At 54.9% G+C, this 21,637-nt stretch carries 16 protein-coding genes and 1 tRNA gene; 13 read left to right on the top strand and 4 right to left on the bottom strand.

Annotated elements, in window-relative coordinates; translation table 11 throughout:
- Positions 1 to 5 precede the first annotated feature (5 nt).
- Together AC2TDA_RS22025 and AC2TDA_RS22020 are read left to right on the top strand one after the other, a co-directional pair.
- Positions 6 to 82, top strand: a tRNA-Met gene (locus AC2TDA_RS22025).
- 366 nt (positions 83 to 448) lie between these two features.
- Positions 449 to 691, top strand: coding sequence for a glycine zipper 2TM domain-containing protein (locus AC2TDA_RS22020; protein ID WP_480881113.1), 243 nt, complete (start codon positions 449 to 451; stop codon positions 689 to 691).
- 162 nt (positions 692 to 853) lie between these two features.
- Here AC2TDA_RS22020 and AC2TDA_RS22015 read toward each other — a convergent pair whose 3' ends face one another.
- The gene (locus tag AC2TDA_RS22015) at positions 854 to 2,164 is read right to left on the bottom strand and encodes an adenylate/guanylate cyclase domain-containing protein (protein ID WP_480881110.1); all 1,311 of its coding nucleotides are present in this window, start codon (positions 2,162 to 2,164) and stop codon (positions 854 to 856) included.
- A 327-nt stretch (positions 2,165 to 2,491) separates the two neighbouring features.
- Between AC2TDA_RS22015 and cobS the strand changes: the two genes are divergently transcribed.
- The 6 genes from cobS to AC2TDA_RS21985 all read left to right on the top strand — a co-directional run bounded on the left by cobS (position 2,492) and on the right by AC2TDA_RS21985 (position 9,634).
- Positions 2,492 to 3,478: a cobaltochelatase subunit CobS gene (gene cobS / locus AC2TDA_RS22010; RefSeq protein WP_480850761.1), complete on the top strand. Its 987-nt coding sequence runs from the start codon at positions 2,492 to 2,494 to the stop codon at positions 3,476 to 3,478.
- Between the two features lie 110 nt (positions 3,479 to 3,588).
- Entirely contained in the window at positions 3,589 to 4,017 is a 429-nt protein-coding gene (locus tag AC2TDA_RS22005) for a hypothetical protein (RefSeq protein ID WP_480850759.1), read from the top strand.
- Positions 4,014 to 5,891, top strand: coding sequence for a cobaltochelatase subunit CobT (cobT, locus tag AC2TDA_RS22000; protein WP_480850757.1), 1,878 nt, complete (start codon positions 4,014 to 4,016; stop codon positions 5,889 to 5,891). The genes AC2TDA_RS22005 and cobT overlap by 4 nt, the downstream gene beginning before the upstream one ends.
- Positions 5,892 to 6,192: 301 nt before the next feature.
- Complete coding sequence (locus AC2TDA_RS21995) at positions 6,193 to 7,359, top strand: alpha/beta hydrolase (protein ID WP_480881107.1); 1,167 nt, start codon at positions 6,193 to 6,195, stop codon at positions 7,357 to 7,359.
- Positions 7,360 to 7,434: 75 nt separating this feature from the next.
- Positions 7,435 to 9,225, top strand: coding sequence for an aminopeptidase P family protein (locus AC2TDA_RS21990; protein WP_480881104.1), 1,791 nt, complete (start codon positions 7,435 to 7,437; stop codon positions 9,223 to 9,225).
- A gap of 64 nt (positions 9,226 to 9,289) precedes the next feature.
- Complete coding sequence (locus tag AC2TDA_RS21985; protein ID WP_480850751.1) at positions 9,290 to 9,634, top strand: DUF427 domain-containing protein; 345 nt, start codon at positions 9,290 to 9,292, stop codon at positions 9,632 to 9,634.
- A 30-nt stretch (positions 9,635 to 9,664) separates the two neighbouring features.
- On the opposite strand, the gene AC2TDA_RS21980 is transcribed toward AC2TDA_RS21985, so the two are convergent.
- Positions 9,665 to 10,681, bottom strand: a complete 1,017-nt coding sequence (locus AC2TDA_RS21980) for an Ldh family oxidoreductase (protein WP_480881101.1) — start codon at positions 10,679 to 10,681, stop codon at positions 9,665 to 9,667.
- A gap of 356 nt (positions 10,682 to 11,037) precedes the next feature.
- Between AC2TDA_RS21980 and AC2TDA_RS21975 the strand changes: the two genes are divergently transcribed.
- The 4 genes from AC2TDA_RS21975 (at position 11,038) to AC2TDA_RS21960 (ending at position 14,682) form a co-directional block, all read left to right on the top strand.
- Complete coding sequence (locus tag AC2TDA_RS21975) at positions 11,038 to 11,364, top strand: potassium channel family protein (RefSeq protein ID WP_480850748.1); 327 nt, start codon at positions 11,038 to 11,040, stop codon at positions 11,362 to 11,364.
- A gap of 177 nt (positions 11,365 to 11,541) precedes the next feature.
- On the top strand, positions 11,542 to 12,621 hold the full coding sequence (locus AC2TDA_RS21970) for an AI-2E family transporter (RefSeq protein WP_480881099.1): 1,080 nt from the start codon (positions 11,542 to 11,544) through the stop codon (positions 12,619 to 12,621).
- Positions 12,618 to 13,682 (top strand): HlyD family secretion protein, encoded by a 1,065-nt coding sequence (locus AC2TDA_RS21965; protein ID WP_480850744.1) that lies wholly within the window; start codon positions 12,618 to 12,620, stop codon positions 13,680 to 13,682. Before AC2TDA_RS21970 ends, AC2TDA_RS21965 begins: the two co-directional genes overlap by 4 nt.
- Positions 13,672 to 14,682: a DUF2955 domain-containing protein gene (locus tag AC2TDA_RS21960; RefSeq protein WP_480881097.1), complete on the top strand. Its 1,011-nt coding sequence runs from the start codon at positions 13,672 to 13,674 to the stop codon at positions 14,680 to 14,682. The genes AC2TDA_RS21965 and AC2TDA_RS21960 overlap by 11 nt, the downstream gene beginning before the upstream one ends.
- Before the next feature lie 37 nt (positions 14,683 to 14,719).
- Here AC2TDA_RS21960 and AC2TDA_RS21955 read toward each other — a convergent pair whose 3' ends face one another.
- Together AC2TDA_RS21955 and AC2TDA_RS21950 are read right to left on the bottom strand one after the other, a co-directional pair.
- Positions 14,720 to 17,368 carry an AsmA family protein gene (locus AC2TDA_RS21955; RefSeq protein ID WP_480881095.1) on the bottom strand — a complete coding sequence of 883 codons (2,649 nt, stop codon included), beginning with the start codon at positions 17,366 to 17,368 and terminating at the stop codon, positions 14,720 to 14,722.
- Between the two features lie 259 nt (positions 17,369 to 17,627).
- Positions 17,628 to 19,499 carry an adenylate/guanylate cyclase domain-containing protein gene (locus tag AC2TDA_RS21950; RefSeq protein WP_480881092.1) on the bottom strand — a complete coding sequence of 624 codons (1,872 nt, stop codon included), beginning with the start codon at positions 19,497 to 19,499 and terminating at the stop codon, positions 17,628 to 17,630.
- A 560-nt stretch (positions 19,500 to 20,059) separates the two neighbouring features.
- On the opposite strand from AC2TDA_RS21950, the gene AC2TDA_RS21945 reads away from it, so the two are divergent.
- Positions 20,060 to 21,244 (top strand): aminotransferase class I/II-fold pyridoxal phosphate-dependent enzyme, encoded by a 1,185-nt coding sequence (locus tag AC2TDA_RS21945; RefSeq protein WP_480881090.1) that lies wholly within the window; start codon positions 20,060 to 20,062, stop codon positions 21,242 to 21,244.
- The last annotated feature ends 393 nt before the right edge of the window (positions 21,245 to 21,637 follow it).

Raw genomic sequence — 21,637 nt, 5'->3', positions numbered from 1 at the left:
AGTGTCGCGGGATGGAGCAGCCCGGTAGCTCGTCAGGCTCATAACCTGAAGGTCGTAGGTTCAAATCCTACTCCCGCAACCAGCGTCAGACTAACCAAACCAGCCCGTTCAGACGTAAGGGCTCTCTGTCGCCATTCTCTGCGAAGCGCTTCAACTGGTAGTAAGAGCCCTGAGCCGCCGTTGATCACACATTGGTTCTTTGTCCTTGCAGCAATTCGAAGACGACAAAATTGAGACGTTGGGATCGCTGGCCATGAAAGTCATGGTGGGTGGATTAAGCTGTGGTTCAATCCATAACCGCATGACGTTATTGCTCAGTTGACGAAATTCCCCGCCATTAGGCGGTTTTTTGCTTCTGGACCGCCGGCGGGTTGGAGAGAGGTTCGGCCGAACCTACATGTCAGGGAACAAGAGGCCATTACATAAGATTGAACGTAAGGAAACCGACATGAAGAAGACAACAGTAGCTTGCCTGCTTGGTGGCACATTGCTCTTGGCGGCATGTGGAGCCCCAACAACGCCGACTCAGGCTCAAGCACAAAGCGACGCTCGGTGTGCTGCTGGTGTTCTCGGGGGTGCAGCTCTTGGTGGTGTAGTTGGCAACCGCTTTGGAGGCGGAACTGGTAAGACCATGGCTACGGCAGCTGGTGCTGGACTCGGAATGTATGCGGGCCAATCGGCTTGCAACTGACGACAAAATACAGACAGCAAAAGAGAGACGCCAGAGCGCAGAGTGGAAATCCGCTCGGTGGCAAGCGGGCTGCGTTGCCAAGAGTCCGTAGGCCGTTGTTGCGGCCAAATTGAGATACCGTGTGTGGATTGGAGGCCAAAAGGCGAGGTACATGTACGGCTACTATACTGCTTTATAAACGTGCCATGCTTCTGGCAATCCTTTGAGTTCCCGGCGTCCAAGGCTTTCGAAGTCAAGTCCGGAACCAGCCACCAAGTCTTTTACCGTGCGCGACACGACGATGTCGCCTCCGCCGCCCAATTCGGCAATGCGTGCCGCAATGTTCACGGCAATTCCGCGTACATCATCCGATGAGACCTCAACTTCCCCGGTATGAACCCCAATGCGCACTTCGAGATCTAGCTTGGACACCGTGTCACTAATCGCCTTCGCGCAATGAATTGCCCGCCCAGGCCCGTCAAAAGTGGCAAGGAAACCATCACCGAGCGACTTCACTTCCTGACCGCGAAACTGCATGAGCTGGTCCCTGACGATGGCATCATGCTGCTCTAATGTTGCATGCCACACATCGTCACCAAGTCGCTGCGCCTGAGTAGTGGACCCAACAATGTCGGTAAAAACGACCGCTGCCAAAACCCGGTCGAAAACTGGCTTCGGTTTCAAGCCAGTTACAAAGGCTTCAATCTCTCCAAGTATCTGATCCCGCTCGTCCCCGAGGAAGGGAAAATGATCTCTCCCGGGGAACTCCACAATCTTGGCGCCGGGTATCAACTGCGCCAAGGTTCGACCGCCTTCGATATCGATCAACCCGTCTTCAGTCTTGTGAAGCACAAGTGTTGGAGCCTTTATCGAGGGAAGGATTTCCGTGATGTCTATCTGGCTGTTCAGCTTCATGATTTCAATGAGGTCGCGGGGCGATGCGCCAGTTCTTTCGTACTTTCCCCACCATTCCTGCAACGACGGATCGCTGCCGGTATCAGGGCAGAAGAGTGGAAGCGCAGCTCCGCTGCCCCAATGCTCTTCCGCGTATTCGAACAATTGGTTCAAAGCCTCTTGCGTTGGGAACCAAGACTTAAATTGAGCAAAAGCACCGTAGAGTATTAAACCCTCACAGCGTTTTGGCTGATATGCAGCGAAAACCGAGGCAAGCGAACCGCCTTCTGAGATGCCCATGACATAGGCTGTTTCCATTCCAACGGCGTCCATCACCGCGCGGATGTCGTCCATTCGCTTATCCATATCGGGTACGGCGACTCCTCGGTCAGACAGGCCGGTACCGCGTTTGTCGAACATCGCCACTTTGGAAAACTGCCCAACACGCTCAAGCCATTTCGCAAACTGAGGTTGCTCCCAATAGGTTTCGATCTGAGAAATGAAACCCGGCACCAGAACCAAGTTCTTGGATCCGTTGCCGTAAACTTGGTAGGCGATGTGCACGTCATCGCTCTTGGCGTATTGAGTCTTGGGTATCATGCCGGTATCTCCTCCGGGCAATTCCGTCGACAGTGTCAGGCTACGAGACCCGCAGACTTCAAGCAACATTCTGTTCAGCACCCGACTTTCTGTTATGTCTGCTTTGGTTGCGCCGAGCTGCCATTGTGAACATTCGACTATGTGCCTACAGCGAACGGTAACTCTGTGGCCACTCCGCCGGTCCCGCTCGTGCCGATAAGGCCAGTTTCAAAGAAACATCCGGCTAGGTATGTGCATCCACGTCTTTCCCTTGCCCTTGCCCGCAATATGTTGCACCACACACAGGTTCAAGCCCGCCGCGCGGGGCAAAGGATAAGGACAGGACGCATGGCTGACGGATCGATCGACATCAACGCAAAACCCACCGAAGATATCTCGGTCCGCGAGGTGTTCGGCATTGACAGCAACATGGCGGTCAAGGGCTTTGCAGAACGCAGTGACCGCGTACCGGTCATTGATCCGACCTACAAGTTCGATCCGGAAACGACACTGGCCATTCTGGCGGGCTTTACCCATAACCGCCGCGTCATGATCCAAGGCTATCACGGCACTGGCAAATCAACCCATATCGAACAGGTCGCCGCCCGTCTGAACTGGCCCGCCGTACGTGTGAACCTGGACAGCCATATCAGCCGGATCGACCTGATCGGCAAGGACGCGATCAAGCTGCGCGACGGCAAGCAGGTTACTGAATTCCACGAGGGCATCTTGCCCTGGGCTCTGCGCAACCCTGTTGCCATTGTGTTCGACGAATACGATGCGGGCCGCGCCGATGTGATGTTCGTCATCCAGCGTGTGCTGGAGCATGATGGTAAGCTGACCCTGCTGGACCAGAACGAGATCATCACGCCAAACCCGAACTTCCGCCTGTTCGCCACCGCAAACACCGTGGGTCTGGGCGACACCACCGGCCTCTATCACGGCACGCAACAGATCAACCAGGCACAGATGGACCGCTGGTCGCTGGTCTCGACGCTCAACTATCTGAGCCACGATGCCGAGACGATGATCGTTCTGTCGAAAGCGCCGCATTACAACACTGCAGAGGGCCGCAAAACCGTCAGCCAGATGGTCACCGTTGCCGACCTGACCCGGACCGCCTTCATGAACGGCGACCTGTCGACCGTCATGAGCCCGCGGACCGTGATCAACTGGGCGCAAAACGCTGAGATTTTCCGTGATGTGGGCTACGCCTTCCGCCTGTCCTTCCTGAACAAATGTGACGAGCTGGAACGTCAGACCGTGGCCGAGTTCTATCAGCGCTGCTTTGACGAAGAACTGCCGGAAAGCGCGGCGAGCGTGAGCTTGGGGTGAACGGCGTAAGTCATACGTCACTTACTGGGGCTGCTGGCGAGCATCTTGTGATGTCGCGTTTGTTATCGCGAGGGTTAATTGCTGCACTAGCACCGCAAGGCGTTCCCAACATGGATATCGTCGTGACTTCACCGGATGGGAAAACCCTTTGCGCGATTCAGGTTAAGTCCCGTTGGGAGAAGGGCGCGGACGGCGGCTGGCATATGGGCAAGAAACACGAAGACATACATGATCCCAAGATGTTTTACTGTTTCGTGGACCTTGGGAAAACGCCGAGTTCTACGGCAAGCGTTTTCGTTGTGCCTAGCAGAATTGTCGCCGATCTTTTGAGAATTGATCACGTCACTTGGCTAAACACCCCCGGTCGCAACGGCCAACCTCGAAAAAACAGTAATTTGAGGCGCTTCCGCCCGGATCATTCCAACGTTCTCGGTTCAGGCAGCGAATTTGTTGCGGGATGGCTAGAGAAATATCGCGAAGCATGGCATCTTTTGTGGGTTTCTGAAGGCCAGTACGACGGATTGGAAATAGAAGCATGAGTAAACCAAACGACAACCCTGCTGATCCGTTCAAGAAGGCTCTGGCCGAGGCCACCAAGGTGATGGCGGACGATCCTGAGCTGTCAGTGAGCTATACCGTCGATCCTTCAGGCTTGTCGGGCGAGTCGATGCGGCTGCCGCAGGTTTCGCGTCGGATGACCCGAGAAGAGGTTCTGTTAGCGCGGGGTACGGCGGATGCTCTGGCCTTGCAGCGCCGGTATCATGACGACGCGACACATAATCGCTATGCGCCTCCGGGCGATATGGCGCGGGATCTGTATGAGGCGATGGAGGTTGCGCGGTGCGAGGCGATGGGCGCGCGCGATATGCCCGGGACTGCCAGCAATATCGACGTGAAGATTGGCCATGAGGCGATCCGGCGCGGCTATGACCAGTGCAAGCAACCGGCTGAGGCACCTTTGTCAGTGGCCGCAGGCTATCTGATCCGGCATCTGGCGACCGGGCGCGATCTGCCACCTGCGGCTGAGAACGTCATGAACCTGTGGCGCGGGTTCATCGAAGAACAGGCCGGTGGCGTTCTGGAAAACCTCGATGAGGTGCTCTCGGATCAGGCTGAATTCGCCAAATTTGCGCGCCAAATGATCAAGGATCTGGGATACGGCGACCAGTTGGGTGACGACCCGGATGAGTTGGACGACGATCAGGAAGATCAGGCCGAGGACGACGCCGAAGAACAGCCCGATCCCGACAGCACCGGCCAGGATGATCAGGATGAACAGGACGCCGACGCGACGCCTGAGCAGACGCAGGAAGAACAGCAGGATCAATCTCAGGCTCAGGTCTCGATGGACGAGATGGCCGAAGATGAGATGGGCGATGAGGCCGAGATGCCCGAGGGTGAGGCCCCGATGGAGCCACCCGCCCCGCCGCCTGCATCCGAGGCAGATCCGGACTACAAGGTCTACCTGAACACCTACGACGAAGAGATCTCTGCCGAGGATCTGGCGGAACCCGCCGAATTGGAACGGCTGCGGGCCTATCTGGACCAGCAGCTGGAACCTCTGAAGGGCGCCGTCAGCCGTCTGGCAAACAAGCTGCAGCGCCGCTTGCAGGCGCAGCAGAACCGCAGTTGGGAGTTCGACCGCGAGGAAGGCATTCTGGATGCGGGACGCTTAGCGCGGGTGGTGGCGAACCCGACGACGCCGCTGAGCTTCAAGGTCGAGAAGGATACCGAGTTCCGTGACACGGTGGTAACATTGCTCCTCGACAATTCGGGCTCGATGCGGGGCCGCCCGATTTCCATCGCGGCGATTTGTGCGGACGTTCTGGCGCGGACGCTGGAACGCTGCAACGTCAAGGTCGAGATTCTGGGCTTTACCACGCGGGCGTGGAAAGGCGGGCAGGCTCGCGAGGCGTGGCTGAATGATGGCCGCCCTCAACAGCCCGGTCGTTTGAACGATCTGCGCCACATCATCTACAAAGGTGCCGATGCGCCCTGGCGGCGCGCGCGACCCAATCTGGGTCTGATGATGAAAGAAGGTCTGCTGAAGGAAAACATCGATGGCGAGGCGCTGGAATGGGCGCATCGGCGAATGCTGGCGCGGCGCGAGCAGCGTAAGATTCTGATGGTGATCTCGGATGGTGCGCCGGTTGATGATTCAACACTCAGCGTAAACCCAGCCAATTATCTGGAGAAACACCTGCGCGATGTGATTGCCATGGTCGAAAAGCGCAAAGTCGTGGAATTGCTGGCGATCGGCATCGGCCATGATGTGACACGTTACTACGACCGTGCTGTGACCATCACAGATGTTGAGCAACTTGCAGGCGCAATGACCGAGCAACTGGCGGCTCTGTTCGACAGCGACCCTCGCGCTCGGGCGCGCGTTATGGGGATGAAACGGGCCAGTTAGGAATGCTGGCCCTGACCTGCGGGGTGAAAGGCGAAGCTCGAAAGCCACCCGAGCACGATCGTCCTGATCCTGTTTCGTGGTTCCGTTCGAGGTCCGGCAGTCCTACATGTGTGTCGAACGGCCAAGTGTTTTAACAAAGCTGTATCAAAGGGCGGCATCATTGGGGATCTCCTGTCTGTTGCCTCTAATGTGGTGATGGGGTTACTCGGCTGCTTGAAGACCGTCCTGAGAAACTCTCGAGAAACCCTTGGGAAAGCCATTGAACCTTGTGGCTCCTGTCGAAACGGAGTGTATTCGGCCCATGCGCTATGAGTTTGCAGATTGTGTTCTGGACGTGGACCGTCACGTGCTACTGCGCGATGGTGAGGCTGTACCGGTCGAACCGCAGGTGTTTGACCTGTTGGAATTGCTGGCCGAAAGCCCCGGTAAGCTGGTGGCACGCGAAGAGATCATCGAACGGGTCTGGAAAGGCCGGTTTGTATCTGAATCGACGATCAGCGCCCGTATCGCAGCGGCCCGAAAAGCAGTTGGCGATGATGGCAAGACGCAACGGATTATCCGCACGATCGTGCGGCGTGGCCTGCAAATGGCGGCAAATGTCAGCCGTGATGCTAACCCTGCACCGGATCGTGACCGGCGAACTCAGCAATTAAAATATGCTCGGGGCAATGATGGTCAGGCAATAGCATTCGCGGTATCAGGGAACGGTCCTCAGGTTCTGAAGGTGGGCTCGATTGTTTATGATCTGGAAGCAGAATGGCGGTTGGCGTCAGAACGCACATACCTGAAAGCAATGGACGCAAAGTTCACGATGCTGCGCTACAACAAGCAGCACCTGCCCCGTTGGGACGATCTTTGCCGTGGCAACTACGACGGATTGGTAGAGGACATTCTGGCCGTTACTCAAGCCGCTGGCTTTGACCGCTTTGCCATTGTCTCGGAATTCGGTGGCGTTTTCTCGGCCCTTCAATTTGCCGCCCGATACCCGGAACGCGTGAGCAGACTGGCCATCGTCGGCGGCTGGGCCGAGGGCCGCGATCACCGGGACGGTGTGGCCGGACCGGATTCCATCCGAAACCTGATCATGGAAGGCTGGAAAGATCCGGGTAGTGGCTACGCTGTCGGCTCGGTGCTGAGCTATTTCCCTGAGGGCCCGCTTGAGACGGTGCGCGAGATTGTAGACGAGATGCAGGCGCTCTACTCCGTCGAGCAAAAGCTGTATCAGAGGGACATCGGGAACACGGCTTCGGTTCTACATCTGCTGCCGCAAGTGCAATGCCCAACATTGGTTCTGCACGGGCGCAACAGCTCGGTTCACCCACTTTCCGAGGCGCGAAAACTGGCGGCAGGTATTCCCGATGCGTCACTGCTGATTCTGGAAACAGCAAACCACATCCCACTGCCGGGAAACGACGTTTACGAGACTTACATCGAGGCGCTGCAAAGCTTCCTCAGTGCTTCGGACTAGCACTGCGTCAGGGTGCTGGACATTTGCCGTCGCAGGCCTCAGGTTCCACCGCACCGAGACAAGAATGAGGCCACCATGTTCCAGTCTTTCGAAGTAACTGCGCGCCCGGAACAGGGGCCGCCGCGACTTGCTGCACTGCGCCAGGAACTGGCGAGCGAAGGGCTGAACGGGTTTCTGGTTCCACGTGCGGACGCACACCAGGGTGAATACGTTGCACGGCGAGATGAACGGCTATCCTGGCTGACCGGGTTCACCGGCTCTGCCGGGTTTTGCGCCGTGTTGACCAATATCGCCGGGGTATTCATCGATGGGCGATATCGCACGCAGGTCAAGGCGCAGGTAGCCAGTGATTACACTCCGGTGCCATGGCCGGATGTCAGTCTGAGCACATGGTTGAAAGACCAATTGCCGGATGGCGGCAAGGTTGGGTTTGATCCATGGCTGCACGCGGCCGGCCAGATCTCCAGCGCGCAAAAAGACCTTCAGGGCAGCGGCATCGAACTGCTACGCAGCGACAATCTGGTAGACCGGATTTGGCAGGATCAACCCGATCCTCCCATGAATCCCACCAAGATACATCCCATTGAATTTGCCGGTGAAACCTCCGAAAGCAAGATTGACCGCTTGGCTGAAGACCTGCGCCAAGCCGGGCATTCGGCTGCGGTCATCACCTTACCGGATTCAATCATGTGGCTGTTGAACATTCGCGGATCGGACATTTCCTATAACCCTGTCGCGCACGGTTTCGCCGTCTTGCATTGTGACAGACGGGTAGACCTGTTCATGGCAGCTGCCAAACTGACAGAGCTGGGGGACCACCTGGGACCGCAGGTGACTCAGCACGAACCCGATGTTTTTCTGGGCGCACTCGATAGGCTTGAGGCCACAGTTCAGGTCGACCTCGGAACTGTGCCACAGATCGTTGCGGACACTCTGGGTGATCGGATGGTCGACGGGGGCGATCCTTGCGCCCTGCCCAAGGCCTGCAAGAATGCGGCAGAAATCGCAGGCAGTGCCGAGGCCCATCTGCGCGATGCAGTGGCTGTGGTCGAGTTGCTGCGCTGGCTGGACGCGCAAGCCCCCGGAACGCTGACCGAGACGCAAGTGGTCACCCGGCTAGAGGAATGCCGTCGCAAAGATAACGCGCTTCAGGATATCTCGTTCGACACGATTGCCGGTACTGGCCCTAACGGCGCCATCATGCATTATCGAGTGACCGAGGAAACCGACAGTCGGTTGAAAAACGGTCATCTGTTAGTTCTGGACAGCGGCGGGCAGTATCTTGACGGAACCACTGATATCACCCGGACAATTGCCATCGGGGATGCAGGGAACGAAGAAAAAGCCTGCTTCACGCGAGTTCTGAAAGGCATGATTGCCATGTCAATGCTGCGCTGGCCCGTGGGCCTTGCCGGGCGCGACATTGAATGTGTCGCGCGGGTGCCCCTGTGGCTGGCTGGCCAGGATTTCAATCACGGTGTGGGCCACGGTGTGGGCACCTATCTGAGCGTACACGAAGGTCCGCAGCGTCTGTCGCGGGTGAGCCATGTCCCACTTGAACCCGGCATGATCCTGTCGAATGAGCCGGGTTACTATCGGGAAGGAGCATTTGGTATTCGCCTTGAGAATCTGGTGGTGGTCGAAGAAGCCGCCGCTAAACCAGGTGGCGACGAAGAGCGTGCCATGCTGTGTTGGCGCACGTTGACCTATGTGCCCGTCGACCGGAGATTGATCGTGGTTGACATGCTGACCGCAGAGGAGCGCGCCTGGCTGAACGACTATCACCGCGACGTTGCGGAAAAACTGCGGCCAAGGCTGGGACCTGACGCCCAACTGTGGTTGGATGCCGCAACCGCCCCGGTGTGACATCGGGTTGTTACAAAAAGGGGGCACCAGACGGGACCCCAACACGACGAAGGAGACCGAGGGAATGACAGATCACATCACGATCCGCCCGATATCAGGCAAATGGACCGTCCGCTCGGGCGGAGCAATTCTGGGCGAAACCACCAACGCGTTGGAATTGCTTGAGGGTGATCTGGAACCTGTGATCTATTTCCCGCGTGCCGATGTCGCAATGGCCTTTCTGGACAGGACCGATAAGGTGACGCACTGCCCCCACAAGGGCAACGCGGCACATTTTTCGATCGTCAACAAGTCCTCGGTGACCGCCAATGCGGTCTGGAGTTATGAGGAACCGATCCCCTCGGTCGCCGAAATCAAGGAATATCTGGCCTTCTATCCAGATGATTCAGTGAAGGTCGAACAGCTGTAACCCATCCTGGCAACGCAAACTACGCCGTGATCACTGGCGCAGTTGGTCGAGCTGGGCCAGCAGTTCCGTACTGACAGAGACGCCGGTGTTTGTGGCGGCGGTTCGCTTTCCAAGCCTGCCATCTCCCGGTACACGGGCATCTCCATTGCCCTCGATCTCGGCACAAATCCTAGTGACGTAGTCACCAAATGCGGGGTTGCCAAATCGGGTTGGATCGATGGCAATCAGGGTTGCACCGCCTTTGATGTTCAATGCGCCGTGGGCTTCGCGATCGGTGTTGTCGACAGACAACGTGCCCCCCGCCAGCGCCGCGCCCAGAACCTCGATCAAAAAGGCGATGGCAGCGCCCTTGTGCTCGCCAAAGGGCAAAAGACTGCGTGTTTCAAGGATAGCATTGGGATCGGTACTCAGGGCGCCCGTCGTATCCAACCCACCTGCACGGGGCAGATCATGACCTTCGGCTGCCGCCATTTTGACATCCATAAACGCCACCACCGAAGACGCTTGATCCCATACGATCGGTTCCTTTCCGTCGCGCGGGCAGGCAAATGACATCGGGTTTGTACCAAATACCGGCCGGATCCCGCCCTGCGGCACCACCATCGACAACGAGTTCACGACACCCAGCGCAACCAACCCGGCCTGTGCCAAAGGTTCAGTGTCAAACCGCAGTGCTGCCAAATGGTGGCAATTGCTGCAGGTAAATGCGGCAATTCCATTTTCGCGCGCCACTGCGATCAGCTCGTTCCGAGCTTTCTCCGCGGCTATCTGGTAATAGCCGTTATCCCCGTCTCCATGCAGAACGCTTGGTGCCAGGCGTTTAATCGATGGGTTAGGCGATGGGTTGGCATATCCCGACGAAAAGCTTTGCGCGTAAACTGGCAACATGCGCAACCCATGGCTGCGCGGTCCGTCACGTTCGGACAACATCACAAGATTGGCTAATACGTCACTGCCGTGTTCGTCCATTCCCACCGACACCAGGACGGATTTGGCAATGGTTCTGACCTCGTCAAGTGAGAGTGTCTTTGTCGAGATGGCGGCCATATGCGTGATCCTGTTCTGTTTGAGCGCAAGTGTTCGCAATATTCACTTCTTTAGTTTTGATATTCCATCCGTTTTTTTCGACAAATTCGTCGAGGGTTCCTCGGATGTCGTGGTCCATGGGTGGTTGGACATAATTGTCGAGCATCCGCTGCGCCTCTTTCGTGCCGACCATCTCGGCGGTTTTCGAGCTGCCGGGTGTCCTGCACCCATTTCGAATAGCTTACTGCCGCAATTTAGAGGCAATTTTCTGGCGAAACCCAAAGGGACAAGGTTCCGCCTAGTTGCATGTGAGACGAGCGTTTTTTGAAAAACAAAAAATTCTGGTAGAGGTTCTCTCTATATACAAAGGGGCCATCATGAACTCATTGACCAGAATAACACGAGGGGTTGCCGTCGCGCTAAGGGACGGCAGAGTAAAGGGGCTACTTGCCTTTACGGTCGGTATGATCTTTTGGGCATCAGTCTTTTATCATTACGTTGAGGGGTGGTCCTGGCTCGATTCAGCTTACTTTTCTGTCGTGACGATATCGACTGTGGGGTTTGGCGATTTTTCACCCGAAACCGCAGCAGGTAAGATTTTCACAATGTTATATATCATCGTTGGCCTGGGTGTCTTCGTAACAGCGGCTACTACGATAGCAGACACGATCCTTTCTCAAGGCGATGATGACAAAGGCAAGTGACTGGCGTCTTTTCTACGCTTTTTCGAACCACCGATGATTAGTTTCTTGCGCAGCCTCGAGCGGCTTCGCGAATTCCTGTTGCAGCTACGGAACAGAAAAACGGCGGCCGCCCAAAAAAATGTACATATTATGTTTTTTGAATTAACCTTTTAAAAAACAACACTGTGGAGGGATGGAATGGAAAAGACCCAGGACGCAAGAATTGTTGATCTCGCAATACGGCTGCTTTTCCTTGGAATATTCCTTTACAGCGCGCTCGTCATGATCGCTCCGCTTGCTAGTGTCGTTATATGGGCGACCATACTCTGTGTAGCGCTGTATCCCCTATTTGACTGGCTTCAAAGCAAACTGGGCGGGCGCAAGTCGCTGGCCGCTACGATATTGGTTTTGCTGGGACTAGTACTCACCTTAGGGCCGATTGCCACTGCGGTATCAGGTGCGGCGGAACTCGGGTCGGAATTTGCCGCACAAGCAGATCGGGGGGAACTGAAAATCCCACCGGCGCCAGATAGTCTCAAGGAATTGCCCCTGATCGGATCCAGGATCGCCGACGTTTGGACGATGTTCGAACGGAATCTGGATGGCGCGCTTGCCAAGTACGGAACACAGATTCTTGAAATTACCAAATCGCTGTTCGGGAAAGTGCTGGGTATTGGAATTGGCCTTCTCGCACTTGCACTGTCTGTGTTGATTATGGGCGCATTATTTAGCCCAGGACCGCAATTGGTTGAGGGATTGCAAAGGTTTGCCAACCGCGTGTTTGCCCCTCGTGGTGGTGAGTTCATTACGCTGGCAGGCGCCACTATTCGTAACGTTACAAAGGGCGTGATTGGCGTTGCCGCAATACAGGCCGTCGTTGTGTGGCTGCTGCTGGTTGTGTTTGGAATCTCCTCTGCAGCAACGCTCGCCTTTGTTTGCCTGATTTTGTCCATTATCCAGATCGGGCCGGGTTTGGTTCTGTTGCCAGTAATCATCTATGCGTGGAGTTCCATGTCAGGTGGAGTGGCCCTGGTTTTCACCATCCTCGCAATACCCGTGACCATTATGGATAGCTTCTTGCGTCCTGTGTTCATCTCCAAGGGCTTGGAGACTCCTATGCTCGTGATCCTAATTGGCGTTCTCGGTGGCATGATGGCCTATGGATTGATCGGCATCTTCATGGGCCCTGTTCTGTTTGCCGTCTTCTACGAATTGTTCAAAGTCTGGATCGACGCGGCACCGGATACTGCGGACGTGGCCGAGGGTGCGGCGGAATGAGAAAGACGATATGGACCACACTGGCAATCATTCTCATCTTCCTTGTCTGGTATCTCATCGCCGATAGAAAAACGCCGTTTACAGGCAATGCGAGAGTAAAGGCCGTTGCAACCCAGATTGTTCCCCAAGTCACTGGGACCGTGACCGAGGTACTGGTAGAAAACGGTCAGGTCGTAACAGCCGGTGATGTTCTGGTTCGAATTGATCGCAGGCCATATGAGATCGAAAAAGCAAAAGCCGAAGCAGATCTAGAGGCGGCCACGCAAGAGGTGGGCGCATCTTCGGCAGAAGTAAGTGCCGCTCAGGCGAAATTGGCTCGTGCACAAAGCGATCTCGACACGATGCGTATTCAGACGGAGCGTGTTTTTGCGCTCGAGAAGAAAGGATTGGTCGCCGTCTCGCGTGCTGATGACGCCCGCGGGCAACTGGCAGAGTCCGAGGCAAATCTGGAAAACGCCAAGGCTGATCTGGAAAAGGCGAAGCAAAGGCTTGGCGATGAGGGTATTGAAAATCCAAAGATTCAGCGGGCGCTTGCGGCTTTGGCGGATGCGGAACTGAATCTTGAATGGACCGAGTTGCGAGCTCCGGCTACGGGTGTGATTTCCAACCTGTTAATTGCACCGGGAACTTATGCGCGTTCCGGTCAGGATCTTTTGACGTTTCTTGACGCGACAGATGTTTGGATCGAGGCCTATTTCACCGAGAACAATCTTGGCCGGGCTGCAGTGGGCTCTCCTGTCGATGTGGTACTGGACATGCACCCCGGTCAGATCATTCCGGGTGTAATCGAAAGTTTCAGTGCTGCCGTGTCTTTGAGCGGTGGGGACGAACCCGGCCAATTGGCTAGCCCGCCCAATACAAAAGGGTTCTTGCGCGAACCCGAGCGGTTCCCTGTGCGCATTGTGTTACCGGGCTACGAAGCTGGCAGCACCGAGGATGATCTACGCTTTCAGCTAAACGGGCAGGCAGATGTGATCATGTATCTCAGCGATAACTCACTGCTGAATCTGGTGGGCCGCACGTATATCCGTGTGGTGTCAATCCTGTCCTATGCGTACTGAAGATCGCCGTTCAGTTTTACGGCTCGCATTCGGAGTCTCGGGGGTTTTCGCGCTCGGGCTATTTCTTGGCTGGCCTCTGGCTGTCATCGGTGCCGTGTTTACGGCATTGTTCCTGCAGGCACCTATAGCCTTGCCATTGGGGGCATTTGGCAAGCTATTTGTGTTTTCCATCGGGTTGATGTTCATCTCGTTTCTGCTGTCATCGGTCTTTGCACCTTACCCGGTCGTATTTCTTTTCCTTGTTGCCATTGGAATAATCCTGTCGTTCATGTGGTCGGTCTCAGGGGCGGGGGTTTTGCCTGGTGTTATCGCGCTCATGGGCGCGTTGATGATCCCGAACCTGGTACTGCAATCGCAGGATCTGGCCTTGGTGCTAGTGTTCTGGATTCCGATGAACCTGTTCTTTGCAGGTGTTGTGTCCACGCTGATGTTTGTGCTTATCCCGGCCGAGCCACCAACCGAAGCGCAGAAAAAAGCCTCATCAGCGCAGGATTTTGACCCGCATCGCCGCATTGTCAGGATGTCTTTGGTTACGGTTCCATTTGCGTTAGCATTCTTTGTGTCTGGTGCATCGGCTCTGCTTGTTTTGTTTTTTGTGGCTCTTCTCAGCCAACAACTTGCGGCGATGCCAGCTGCGGGCAAGACCGTCGCCAAAGCCATGCTGACAGCAAATCTGTTGGGGGCAGCCGTCTCTATCATCTGCTACGAAATAAATATCATCGCGCCCGTTATTCTGACGCCTATCTTTCTGTGTTTTTTCTTTTGCCTGACACTTGGCGTTCTCGGAAAATCCGGCACCCCGCTGGCTGCTGCTGCAGGGTCGGCAATCACGACAGCGCTGATTGTATATGGCGGATCGATTTCACCCTTTTCGGATGAAGCTGACGTCAAAAGCATCACCCGCGTATTGCAAGTCGCCAGTGCGGCGATTTTTGTAATCGTCGCGTACATCGTGGTGGATGAGTTCTGGCCAGAGAGAAAGCGTCAAAGCGCCCGTTAAGTGTTCGCGATTTGACTAGCGCACCTTAGGCCAAGACCTATTGAAGTTGCAGGATGTCTGGCACACAAATCTTTCGCTTTGCCGGCATTTGATCGGCGCCGTCCGAACGTTTTAGTCGTTTTGGGCCATCCTTTACCTTGATTTTCGGTTTGGTCAGCGGCCCCTTCGCGGTGACCGGCCACGGGCTACGCGCGAGAGGATCGCCGATCTTTCGAGGTTGCAGATTGAGGTCCAGAACCTTGTTGTTCAGGTCGACACCGCCAAAGACAACGACTTGCACCTGATCCGTTTCCAGCGTGGTCTGTTTTGTTGAGATATTGCCATTGGATATGTGCAACGGCGCACGCAGGCAAACGATCGGAGCGACCTTTTGCTTTTCCTTGGAAAATACCCATGGCAGCAACCCAAGACCTGCCAGGTCCAAAAGCTGAGTTTCAATTGAGCCATTACGCAAGGAAACAGTGGCGTTCCCGCTCAGGGAACTGGCAAAATGTTTAACGGACTCGGTCCCGCCGGTAACATTGAAGTCGGCATAGATTGTTCCGCTCGCACCTTTTTGGAACTTCAAATTGTGAAGGACGTCGTCTAACTGCCATCCCCCTGCCTCACCGCTAAGCGTCAGCAGATGCGCATCGTTCGAAAGGTCCATGAGGCCATTCACATCAAAATGGGCGCCACCATATTCAAATTTCAGCGGCCCGGCTTTCAGTTCGCTTTCGTCCAGCGTCAGTTCGCTCTGCAGGCTGCTGACACCTTTGGCACCTTCGATATGACGCAGGTCAATGTCGATATCCATGTTCATGCCAGACAGAAGAATCGAACGTCCAATGGGTTTAAGCGTCACATCTCTGAGAGGGCTGGCTTCATCTTCTCCATTCGTCTCAGCTGTTTCTTCAGCATTGGGACCACCCAATTTTCTCAATTGCGCAACGGCCAATACGATGCTGCGAATTTGGTCGATCCTGATCAGATCGCTTTCGATTTTTCCTCGCAGCACGGGATCAGAGGTCGCATCGTCCAGATCGGCCGAGAGTTTCAGTCCCGAGTCGGCGACCGTAACGTTGGCATCGGCGTTCCAGTCAGTGCCCTGGCTGGTCAGTTTAATTTCGAACCCGGCATGCCCTGTGTCCACAGGCTCCAACGACAATGCTTGCAAAAGATCTGCGCCCGAAGGGACGTCGACATCAATTCCAAGATCCAGATTCTCGAATTTAAGCACGTTTTTGACGGAACCATGAACTTCCAGATTCCAAACTTCTGTTTCACTTGTTTGGCCATCCAGATTTGTAAGAGAAAGCTCATTGATGTCTCCATTCAGATGAAAATCACCCGAGAACTTTCCAAGCTTGTCACCCGGCCCCGAAAGCTCAGGTGAAATCAAGCTGCTTGCAGGAATGTCCAGCAGCCCTTCCGCTGAGACGCCTTGTAACTGCAGCGCGTCGTCAACTGAACCATTCAGTATGACGAATGGTTGCGATGGATTCCCGATCCGCAGATTGACATTCCCCACGCGCAAAGCACCATCCGACGTTCTGGACAACCCTGAAAACTTGACTGGTGGTGGTCCTTCCCCGGACGTGTCCAATGTGAAACCGTTGGTCTCTATCACCATTTGTCGTTGAGGAACCTGACCCGGCACGCTGTCCATGACCATATCAACCGCGACGAGTTTAAGGTCGTAGCGAGAGGCTGCAGGTGCTGGTTCGGCGTCCTCTGGGTACAGTCGAATTCGGGTCGTCAACGAAACATCGGCCGGCTTACCGAGTTCACCGAGTTGCCCCGTCAACTCGAGGCTTTGCCCTCCGTCCAGTTCAACTACTACGTTGAGGTCATCAAGTCGCGACACGCCATTTGCAGTCTTGAATGTTGCGCTTACGTCCCCTGATCCCTCCAAAACGCGGTTCAGTTTCAGAACATCCAGCAGCTGACCAAGCTCAGCAACTTTGATTGAGGTCTTAAGTTCCAATCCCGACGACGTTTTTACTTCGTTGGCGGCAATGGAAATTTGCTCGAATTCGATCGACAACTGGAAAGGTTCTTCGGTTGGAAAGGCCCCCTTCAACTCAAACTTTTCTCCGTTTAAGGAACCGGTCCCAACCACGGACGCACCTTCCGTCTCGCTTCTGCGGTTCAACACCAATTCAGGGAGGCGCATATCAAAGTCCAAGCCGTTTTGCGCGTTCTGATAAAGGACCGCTGCGTCGGCAAGTTCAATTCTTCGATCCGTAAGAATGTCAGAGATCGGACTTTGGGCCGAATTGTCAGATTTTCCGGCGTCAGCTTGGGGCGTGGCACTTAGCTGCCAAGAGGTAACACCATCTTCGGACGTAATAAGGTTTAGTCGAACACCTGCTATTGAGAAGTTACTCAGGGAAAGCTTACCTTTCCACAGGTCTTTCGCAGAAACTTCAAAGCCAAGCCTGTCAATTTGCGCAAGGTCAACGTCTGACATTAAAGTACTGGGCAGCGCTAATCCCGTTGCTGAAACGTCAAATGCGCGCCCGATCCCAATCCTCACATCACCATCAATAGATACTGATTGACCGAGTTCGTCCGAGAGAAGTTTTTCGACAAATGCAGTCCTCAAAGAAGAAAACACAGAAGACGACAGGAACAGCCATGCCGCGATAACTAGGACCAGCACGATCGCACCACAAATCAAACTACCCCTTACGATGTATCGCACTTTCGTCTCCTTCTCCGTCGAAGCCTTGCAGCGAAATGCAGACCTGCATCAAATTTTTAACCTTGCGAACAGTTTACTGTGGCTGTTTTGGTTCGCTCAACGCAAGCAGGAAAGAGGCGTTGGCTGACCCCAAAATTGAGAAACACGCTGTCGTCAGCGATCCCGCCTGAGCACAAGGATGCGATTTGCCGTCAAGTTCCCATTTGCAATCGCGTAAGTGCGTTGTTCAGATTTGCACCGCGACGCAGAAGCGGGACAATCAGTCCGGCGAGATACCAGCTTCAGCGCTTTCTTCAGGCACATCAAGACCCGCTCTTCGCAACCCTTCCATCAGCCCTTCGACCAGCTCTTTCGGCATGCCCCGCGCTTTGAACTGCGCGCGTGGGTCTTTCAGATCGTCCGGGAACTCTTCGTGAATTCGCTGCAGCAATTCTTCTGCTTTTTTCTGCTCGCCATTCATCGCGTAACTGGCCGTCAGCGTCGCCATACCCATATAGTTTCTAACGGGCCCCATGTTCAGCCTGATATTTCGGGCCTCTTCATAGTCCCCCTGAAGGTAGGCATGTAAATGCCAGGCATTGTCGTAACCGCGATGAAGCCTCGGGTTGAGAGCCTTTGCTTGGGAAATCCATTCCTTTCCTTCCTCGAACTCGCCGGCATAGGCCAGAAAAACACCGAGATCAGCGAGAATCCATGAATCGTTTGGGTTCAAGTCGATCGCCCGTTTGGCGAACTCTCGATACACATCCAGATCCTCGCCCAGCATCCTGCTGAGAATAGCAAGAGCATAGTAAGCGTCGGGGTTGTCCCGGTCAGCGTTAAGGGCATTGTTGGCCGCTTCGCTGGCCAGCCGGGCCCAGTCTGGCGGCGTGTCGTACGAACGTTTTTTGGCCTCAAGGTAATTGAATGCAAGCCGCGACCAACCCAATGAGTAGTCGGGTTCGGCTTTGACGGTCCTGTGGAGGCAATCCCGGGCCTTGCGGTGCGCCCCGAGGCTGAAAGACTGATAGTACCAATGAGCGACCAAATAGCATTCGTAAGCATCCAGGTTTTCCGGTGCTTTGTTGCGGATCTCTTGTTGAACGGCTGCATTAAACAAAGGTGCATCGCTTGACCCAATCTGCGCCGCGACCTTCCTCGCAATTTCAATCTGTATATCCAACACGTTCGCGAGGCTCAGATCCATGTCGAATGGGCCTGGTGGTGTCAGTTGGCGGCAGGTCTCTGCGTCTGTGAAGGTCGTTGTGACCCGCAATTGATCGACAGAGCGCCGCACGGTGCCAGTCAAAATGTAATCGGCGCCAAGCTCCTCGCGGATCTCTGTGCAGGACGGATCGTCGCCCAATGCAGCCGCAGACTCTGGGGCAATTAGGAAAAGGTTCGAGAACCTCGCCAACATCGCATTCAAGTCTCTGGTCAAACCCGCGGCAAAATACCGATCTTCCGGATCGTCACCGGCATTTTCGAAGGGAATGATCAATACCCTCGCTCCGGTCGGCAAATCCCTCTCGCTAGTCGAAAAAAACGTATAGAAAGCGGTTGTGACCAGAACCGCTGCCACACCAAAAAACGCAACAACTGTTCGTCGTGACTTTGCAAGCCTATTCGGTTTTCTCGCAAGGTCCGGTGGCCAAGTCCAAACCTCGACAGGTGTCGCAATATTCTTCAGCTTGTGGCTTCCAGAGTCTGCAAAATCGACATCTACTTTCCCGGCAACATGTTCAGCAACAGATTTAGAAATACAGATACCATCCGGTGGCGCGAACGCCTCTAGACGTGCCGCGACATTTACTCCGTCCCCCAAAAGATTGTCACCCTCCGCGATAACGTCTCCAAGATGGATACCAATGCGAAAGCGCATCCGCTTGTCGTCCGGAAGTTCACTGTTGCGGTTCTCGAATTCCTGTTGAATTTCCACCGCGCAGCGAACGGCTTCAACCGGGCTCGCGAACTCGGCAATCACACTGTCACCCGCGCTCCCAAATACTCGCCCATCATGGTGGGTAACCTGCGCGTCGATAAAGCTTCGATGGGACTTCAGAGTATCTAAGGTGCTTTCCTCGTTGGCACCCATCAGGCGCGAATATCCCACGACATCAGCGGCCAAAATTGCGGCAAGTCGGCGTTCCATGGGCACCTCTCCAAGTGGTATTTTAGTATGGGACTGACATTTTGCAAAACTCGACCTGATCAGTAGAAACGGCTCCGGCTTCTTGTCGGAATTGGCAGTACTCCTCAGGTCGCTCCGGGTTCATTCGAGGCACTATTGTCTGCCATCCGGGACCAAGCAGTCATTCGTATGTGACAAGAGAATCTCTAACGCCGTTGCCATCACCGAGATCATCTGGGCTGGGCTTCATAAGCGAGATCTTGAGTGACTTGGATTTGGTGAATGCGTCCTTCAACCGGACCGCAGTCCCTTAGTTGTCTTAAAAAGTTAGAGTTTCGCTTACCAAGACTCCCGCGACGGTGTCGCCAATTCTGTCCCGCAGAGTATGAGGCTGTTTACTGAGATGGATGCCTGTTTCGCGCCAAGTGCGGAAATGGTTTCAAACTGTAGGCATTAGTGCTGCACCAACCTAATGACGAAATAAGCTGCAATAAGCCGAAAGGTTTGGTACCCATATCGTGTTCGACACTACAGGGTTCCTGCTGTGCTCGCACAGCCGACATTGTAGTAGGGAGAGTTCAATGCCCGCAACTGCCCGCCGAGCACACGCTGCCGCGTATTCCATTCGGAAAGTCGAAGCGTTCTTTAAATCCTACCAGTCTGCCGTGAAGGAAACACCCGCGGTCGCTGATTTCACGTTTGGTAATCCGCACGAAATGCCTTTGCCTAACGTCGTTGATGCGCTGAAAACACATGCCGAACCTCAGAGTGTCGACTGGTTTGCGTATAAAACCAACGAAGCGGACCCGTGCGCGTTTCTTGCGGACGCGTTGTCGAAAGAACTGGGGCTGCCGTTCGAGCCAGAGGACATTGCGCTGACCAAAGGTGCCTTTGGCGCGATCAAGATGGCTTTCACGATGCTGCTTGAACCTGGCGATGAGTGCATCGTGCCGCTGCCGGGCTGGTTCTGCTATGGACCAATGCTGGCCGCGGCCGACGCCAAAGAAGTTCAGGTACCCCTGGACCCTGATAATTTTGACCTGGATCTGCACGCCATCGCCAGCGCCATAACACCACGTACCAGAATCGTGGTTGTTAACACACCTCACAATCCGACCGGCCGCATATACACGCGCTCAGATTTGCAACAGCTTGCTGATTTGCTTGAGGCTAAGTCCGCAGAGATCGGGCATCGCATTTGGATTTTATCAGACGAACCCTATCGTCGCATCCGATTTGATGGTCTTGGATTTACGACCCCGGCCGCGGTTTATCCGCATACGCTGATCGACTATTCTTATGGTAAAATTCTCCTCGCGCCCGGCTTGCGCCTTGGTTATCTTGCAATTTCCCCAACCTTGCCGGCAGCTGAACGCGAAGAGCTGCGCGCGCTGCGTTTCGCGGTGCAGATGGCGGATGGTTGGAATGTCCCGGATGCTCCGTTGATTTATGCACTGCCGGATCTGGAAAACGTATCTATCGATATCGCCGCGTTGGCACAGCGTCGCAAACGCATGCTTGGTGCTTTGGGGCAGTGGGGTTACAGGATGACACAGCCGGAGGGCACCTTTTACCTGTGGGGTCGGGCTCCGGGCGGCGACAGTGATGCCTTCGCTGAACACCTGCAAAAGAAGGGTGTCTATGTGATGCCTGGAACGGTATTCGACCGACCTACGGATTTTCGTATTTGTCTAACTGCCACTGACGAAATGATTGAAAACGCTCTACCCACATTTCAGGCGGCGGGGGATCAAATGCAGGATTAAAGACCGGCGTAAGGTCGAACTTTTGGTTTTCCGTTGAATGATTGTTTTCCGTGAGGTCAGGCTCTCACTGAAAGCACCTTGAACCCTATCCCCGAAACACCTTGGCAAACCTCGGGTGGATAACAAATGAGTGTTGAAAAGGGCTCGTTCCAGCCAAACTCTGCGGTGCGTTCAGGCTGGTGGTAAGATCCCAATCCGGTCGTCGCCGCAAAATGTGGGCACTACGTCTGCATTCGTCGGGTTCGACGAATAGTGGAAAAATCCATATTCGAATGACGAATTAGAGCTTTGTAACCTCCCGACTACCGACACTCACTTCGATAGACGGGAGGTGGACCCTGGGTTTGACGGGTCGCGACCCCAGCCGAGGTAATACATAAGCCGGGTCACATT

The organism is Ruegeria sp. HKCCD6426, assembly GCF_057221115.1.
Note: the sequence above shows the minus strand (reverse complement) of the source record. Positions and strands in the feature narration are given on the sequence as shown.

Excerpts from the sequence above, each read along its gene's own strand:
- AC2TDA_RS21980 (WP_480881101.1), bottom strand. The coding sequence starts at position 10,681 with ATGGCCGCCATCTCGACAAAGACACTCTCACTTGACGAGGTCAGAACC.
- AC2TDA_RS21975 (WP_480850748.1), top strand. The coding sequence starts at position 11,038 with ATGAACTCATTGACCAGAATAACACGAGGGGTTGCCGTCGCGCTAAGG.
- cobT (WP_480850757.1), top strand. The coding sequence starts at position 4,014 with ATGAGTAAACCAAACGACAACCCTGCTGATCCGTTCAAGAAGGCTCTG.
- AC2TDA_RS21945 (WP_480881090.1), top strand. The coding sequence starts at position 20,060 with ATGCCCGCAACTGCCCGCCGAGCACACGCTGCCGCGTATTCCATTCGG.
- AC2TDA_RS22020 (WP_480881113.1), top strand. The coding sequence starts at position 449 with ATGAAGAAGACAACAGTAGCTTGCCTGCTTGGTGGCACATTGCTCTTG.
- AC2TDA_RS21950 (WP_480881092.1), bottom strand. The coding sequence starts at position 19,499 with ATGGAACGCCGACTTGCCGCAATTTTGGCCGCTGATGTCGTGGGATAT.
- cobS (WP_480850761.1), top strand. The coding sequence starts at position 2,492 with ATGGCTGACGGATCGATCGACATCAACGCAAAACCCACCGAAGATATC.
- AC2TDA_RS21965 (WP_480850744.1), top strand. The coding sequence starts at position 12,618 with ATGAGAAAGACGATATGGACCACACTGGCAATCATTCTCATCTTCCTT.
- AC2TDA_RS21990 (WP_480881104.1), top strand. The coding sequence starts at position 7,435 with ATGTTCCAGTCTTTCGAAGTAACTGCGCGCCCGGAACAGGGGCCGCCG.
- AC2TDA_RS21985 (WP_480850751.1), top strand. The coding sequence starts at position 9,290 with ATGACAGATCACATCACGATCCGCCCGATATCAGGCAAATGGACCGTC.
- AC2TDA_RS21995 (WP_480881107.1), top strand. The coding sequence starts at position 6,193 with ATGCGCTATGAGTTTGCAGATTGTGTTCTGGACGTGGACCGTCACGTG.
- AC2TDA_RS21960 (WP_480881097.1), top strand. The coding sequence starts at position 13,672 with ATGCGTACTGAAGATCGCCGTTCAGTTTTACGGCTCGCATTCGGAGTC.
- AC2TDA_RS22015 (WP_480881110.1), bottom strand. The coding sequence starts at position 2,164 with ATGATACCCAAGACTCAATACGCCAAGAGCGATGACGTGCACATCGCC.
- AC2TDA_RS21970 (WP_480881099.1), top strand. The coding sequence starts at position 11,542 with ATGGAAAAGACCCAGGACGCAAGAATTGTTGATCTCGCAATACGGCTG.
- AC2TDA_RS22005 (WP_480850759.1), top strand. The coding sequence starts at position 3,589 with ATGGATATCGTCGTGACTTCACCGGATGGGAAAACCCTTTGCGCGATT.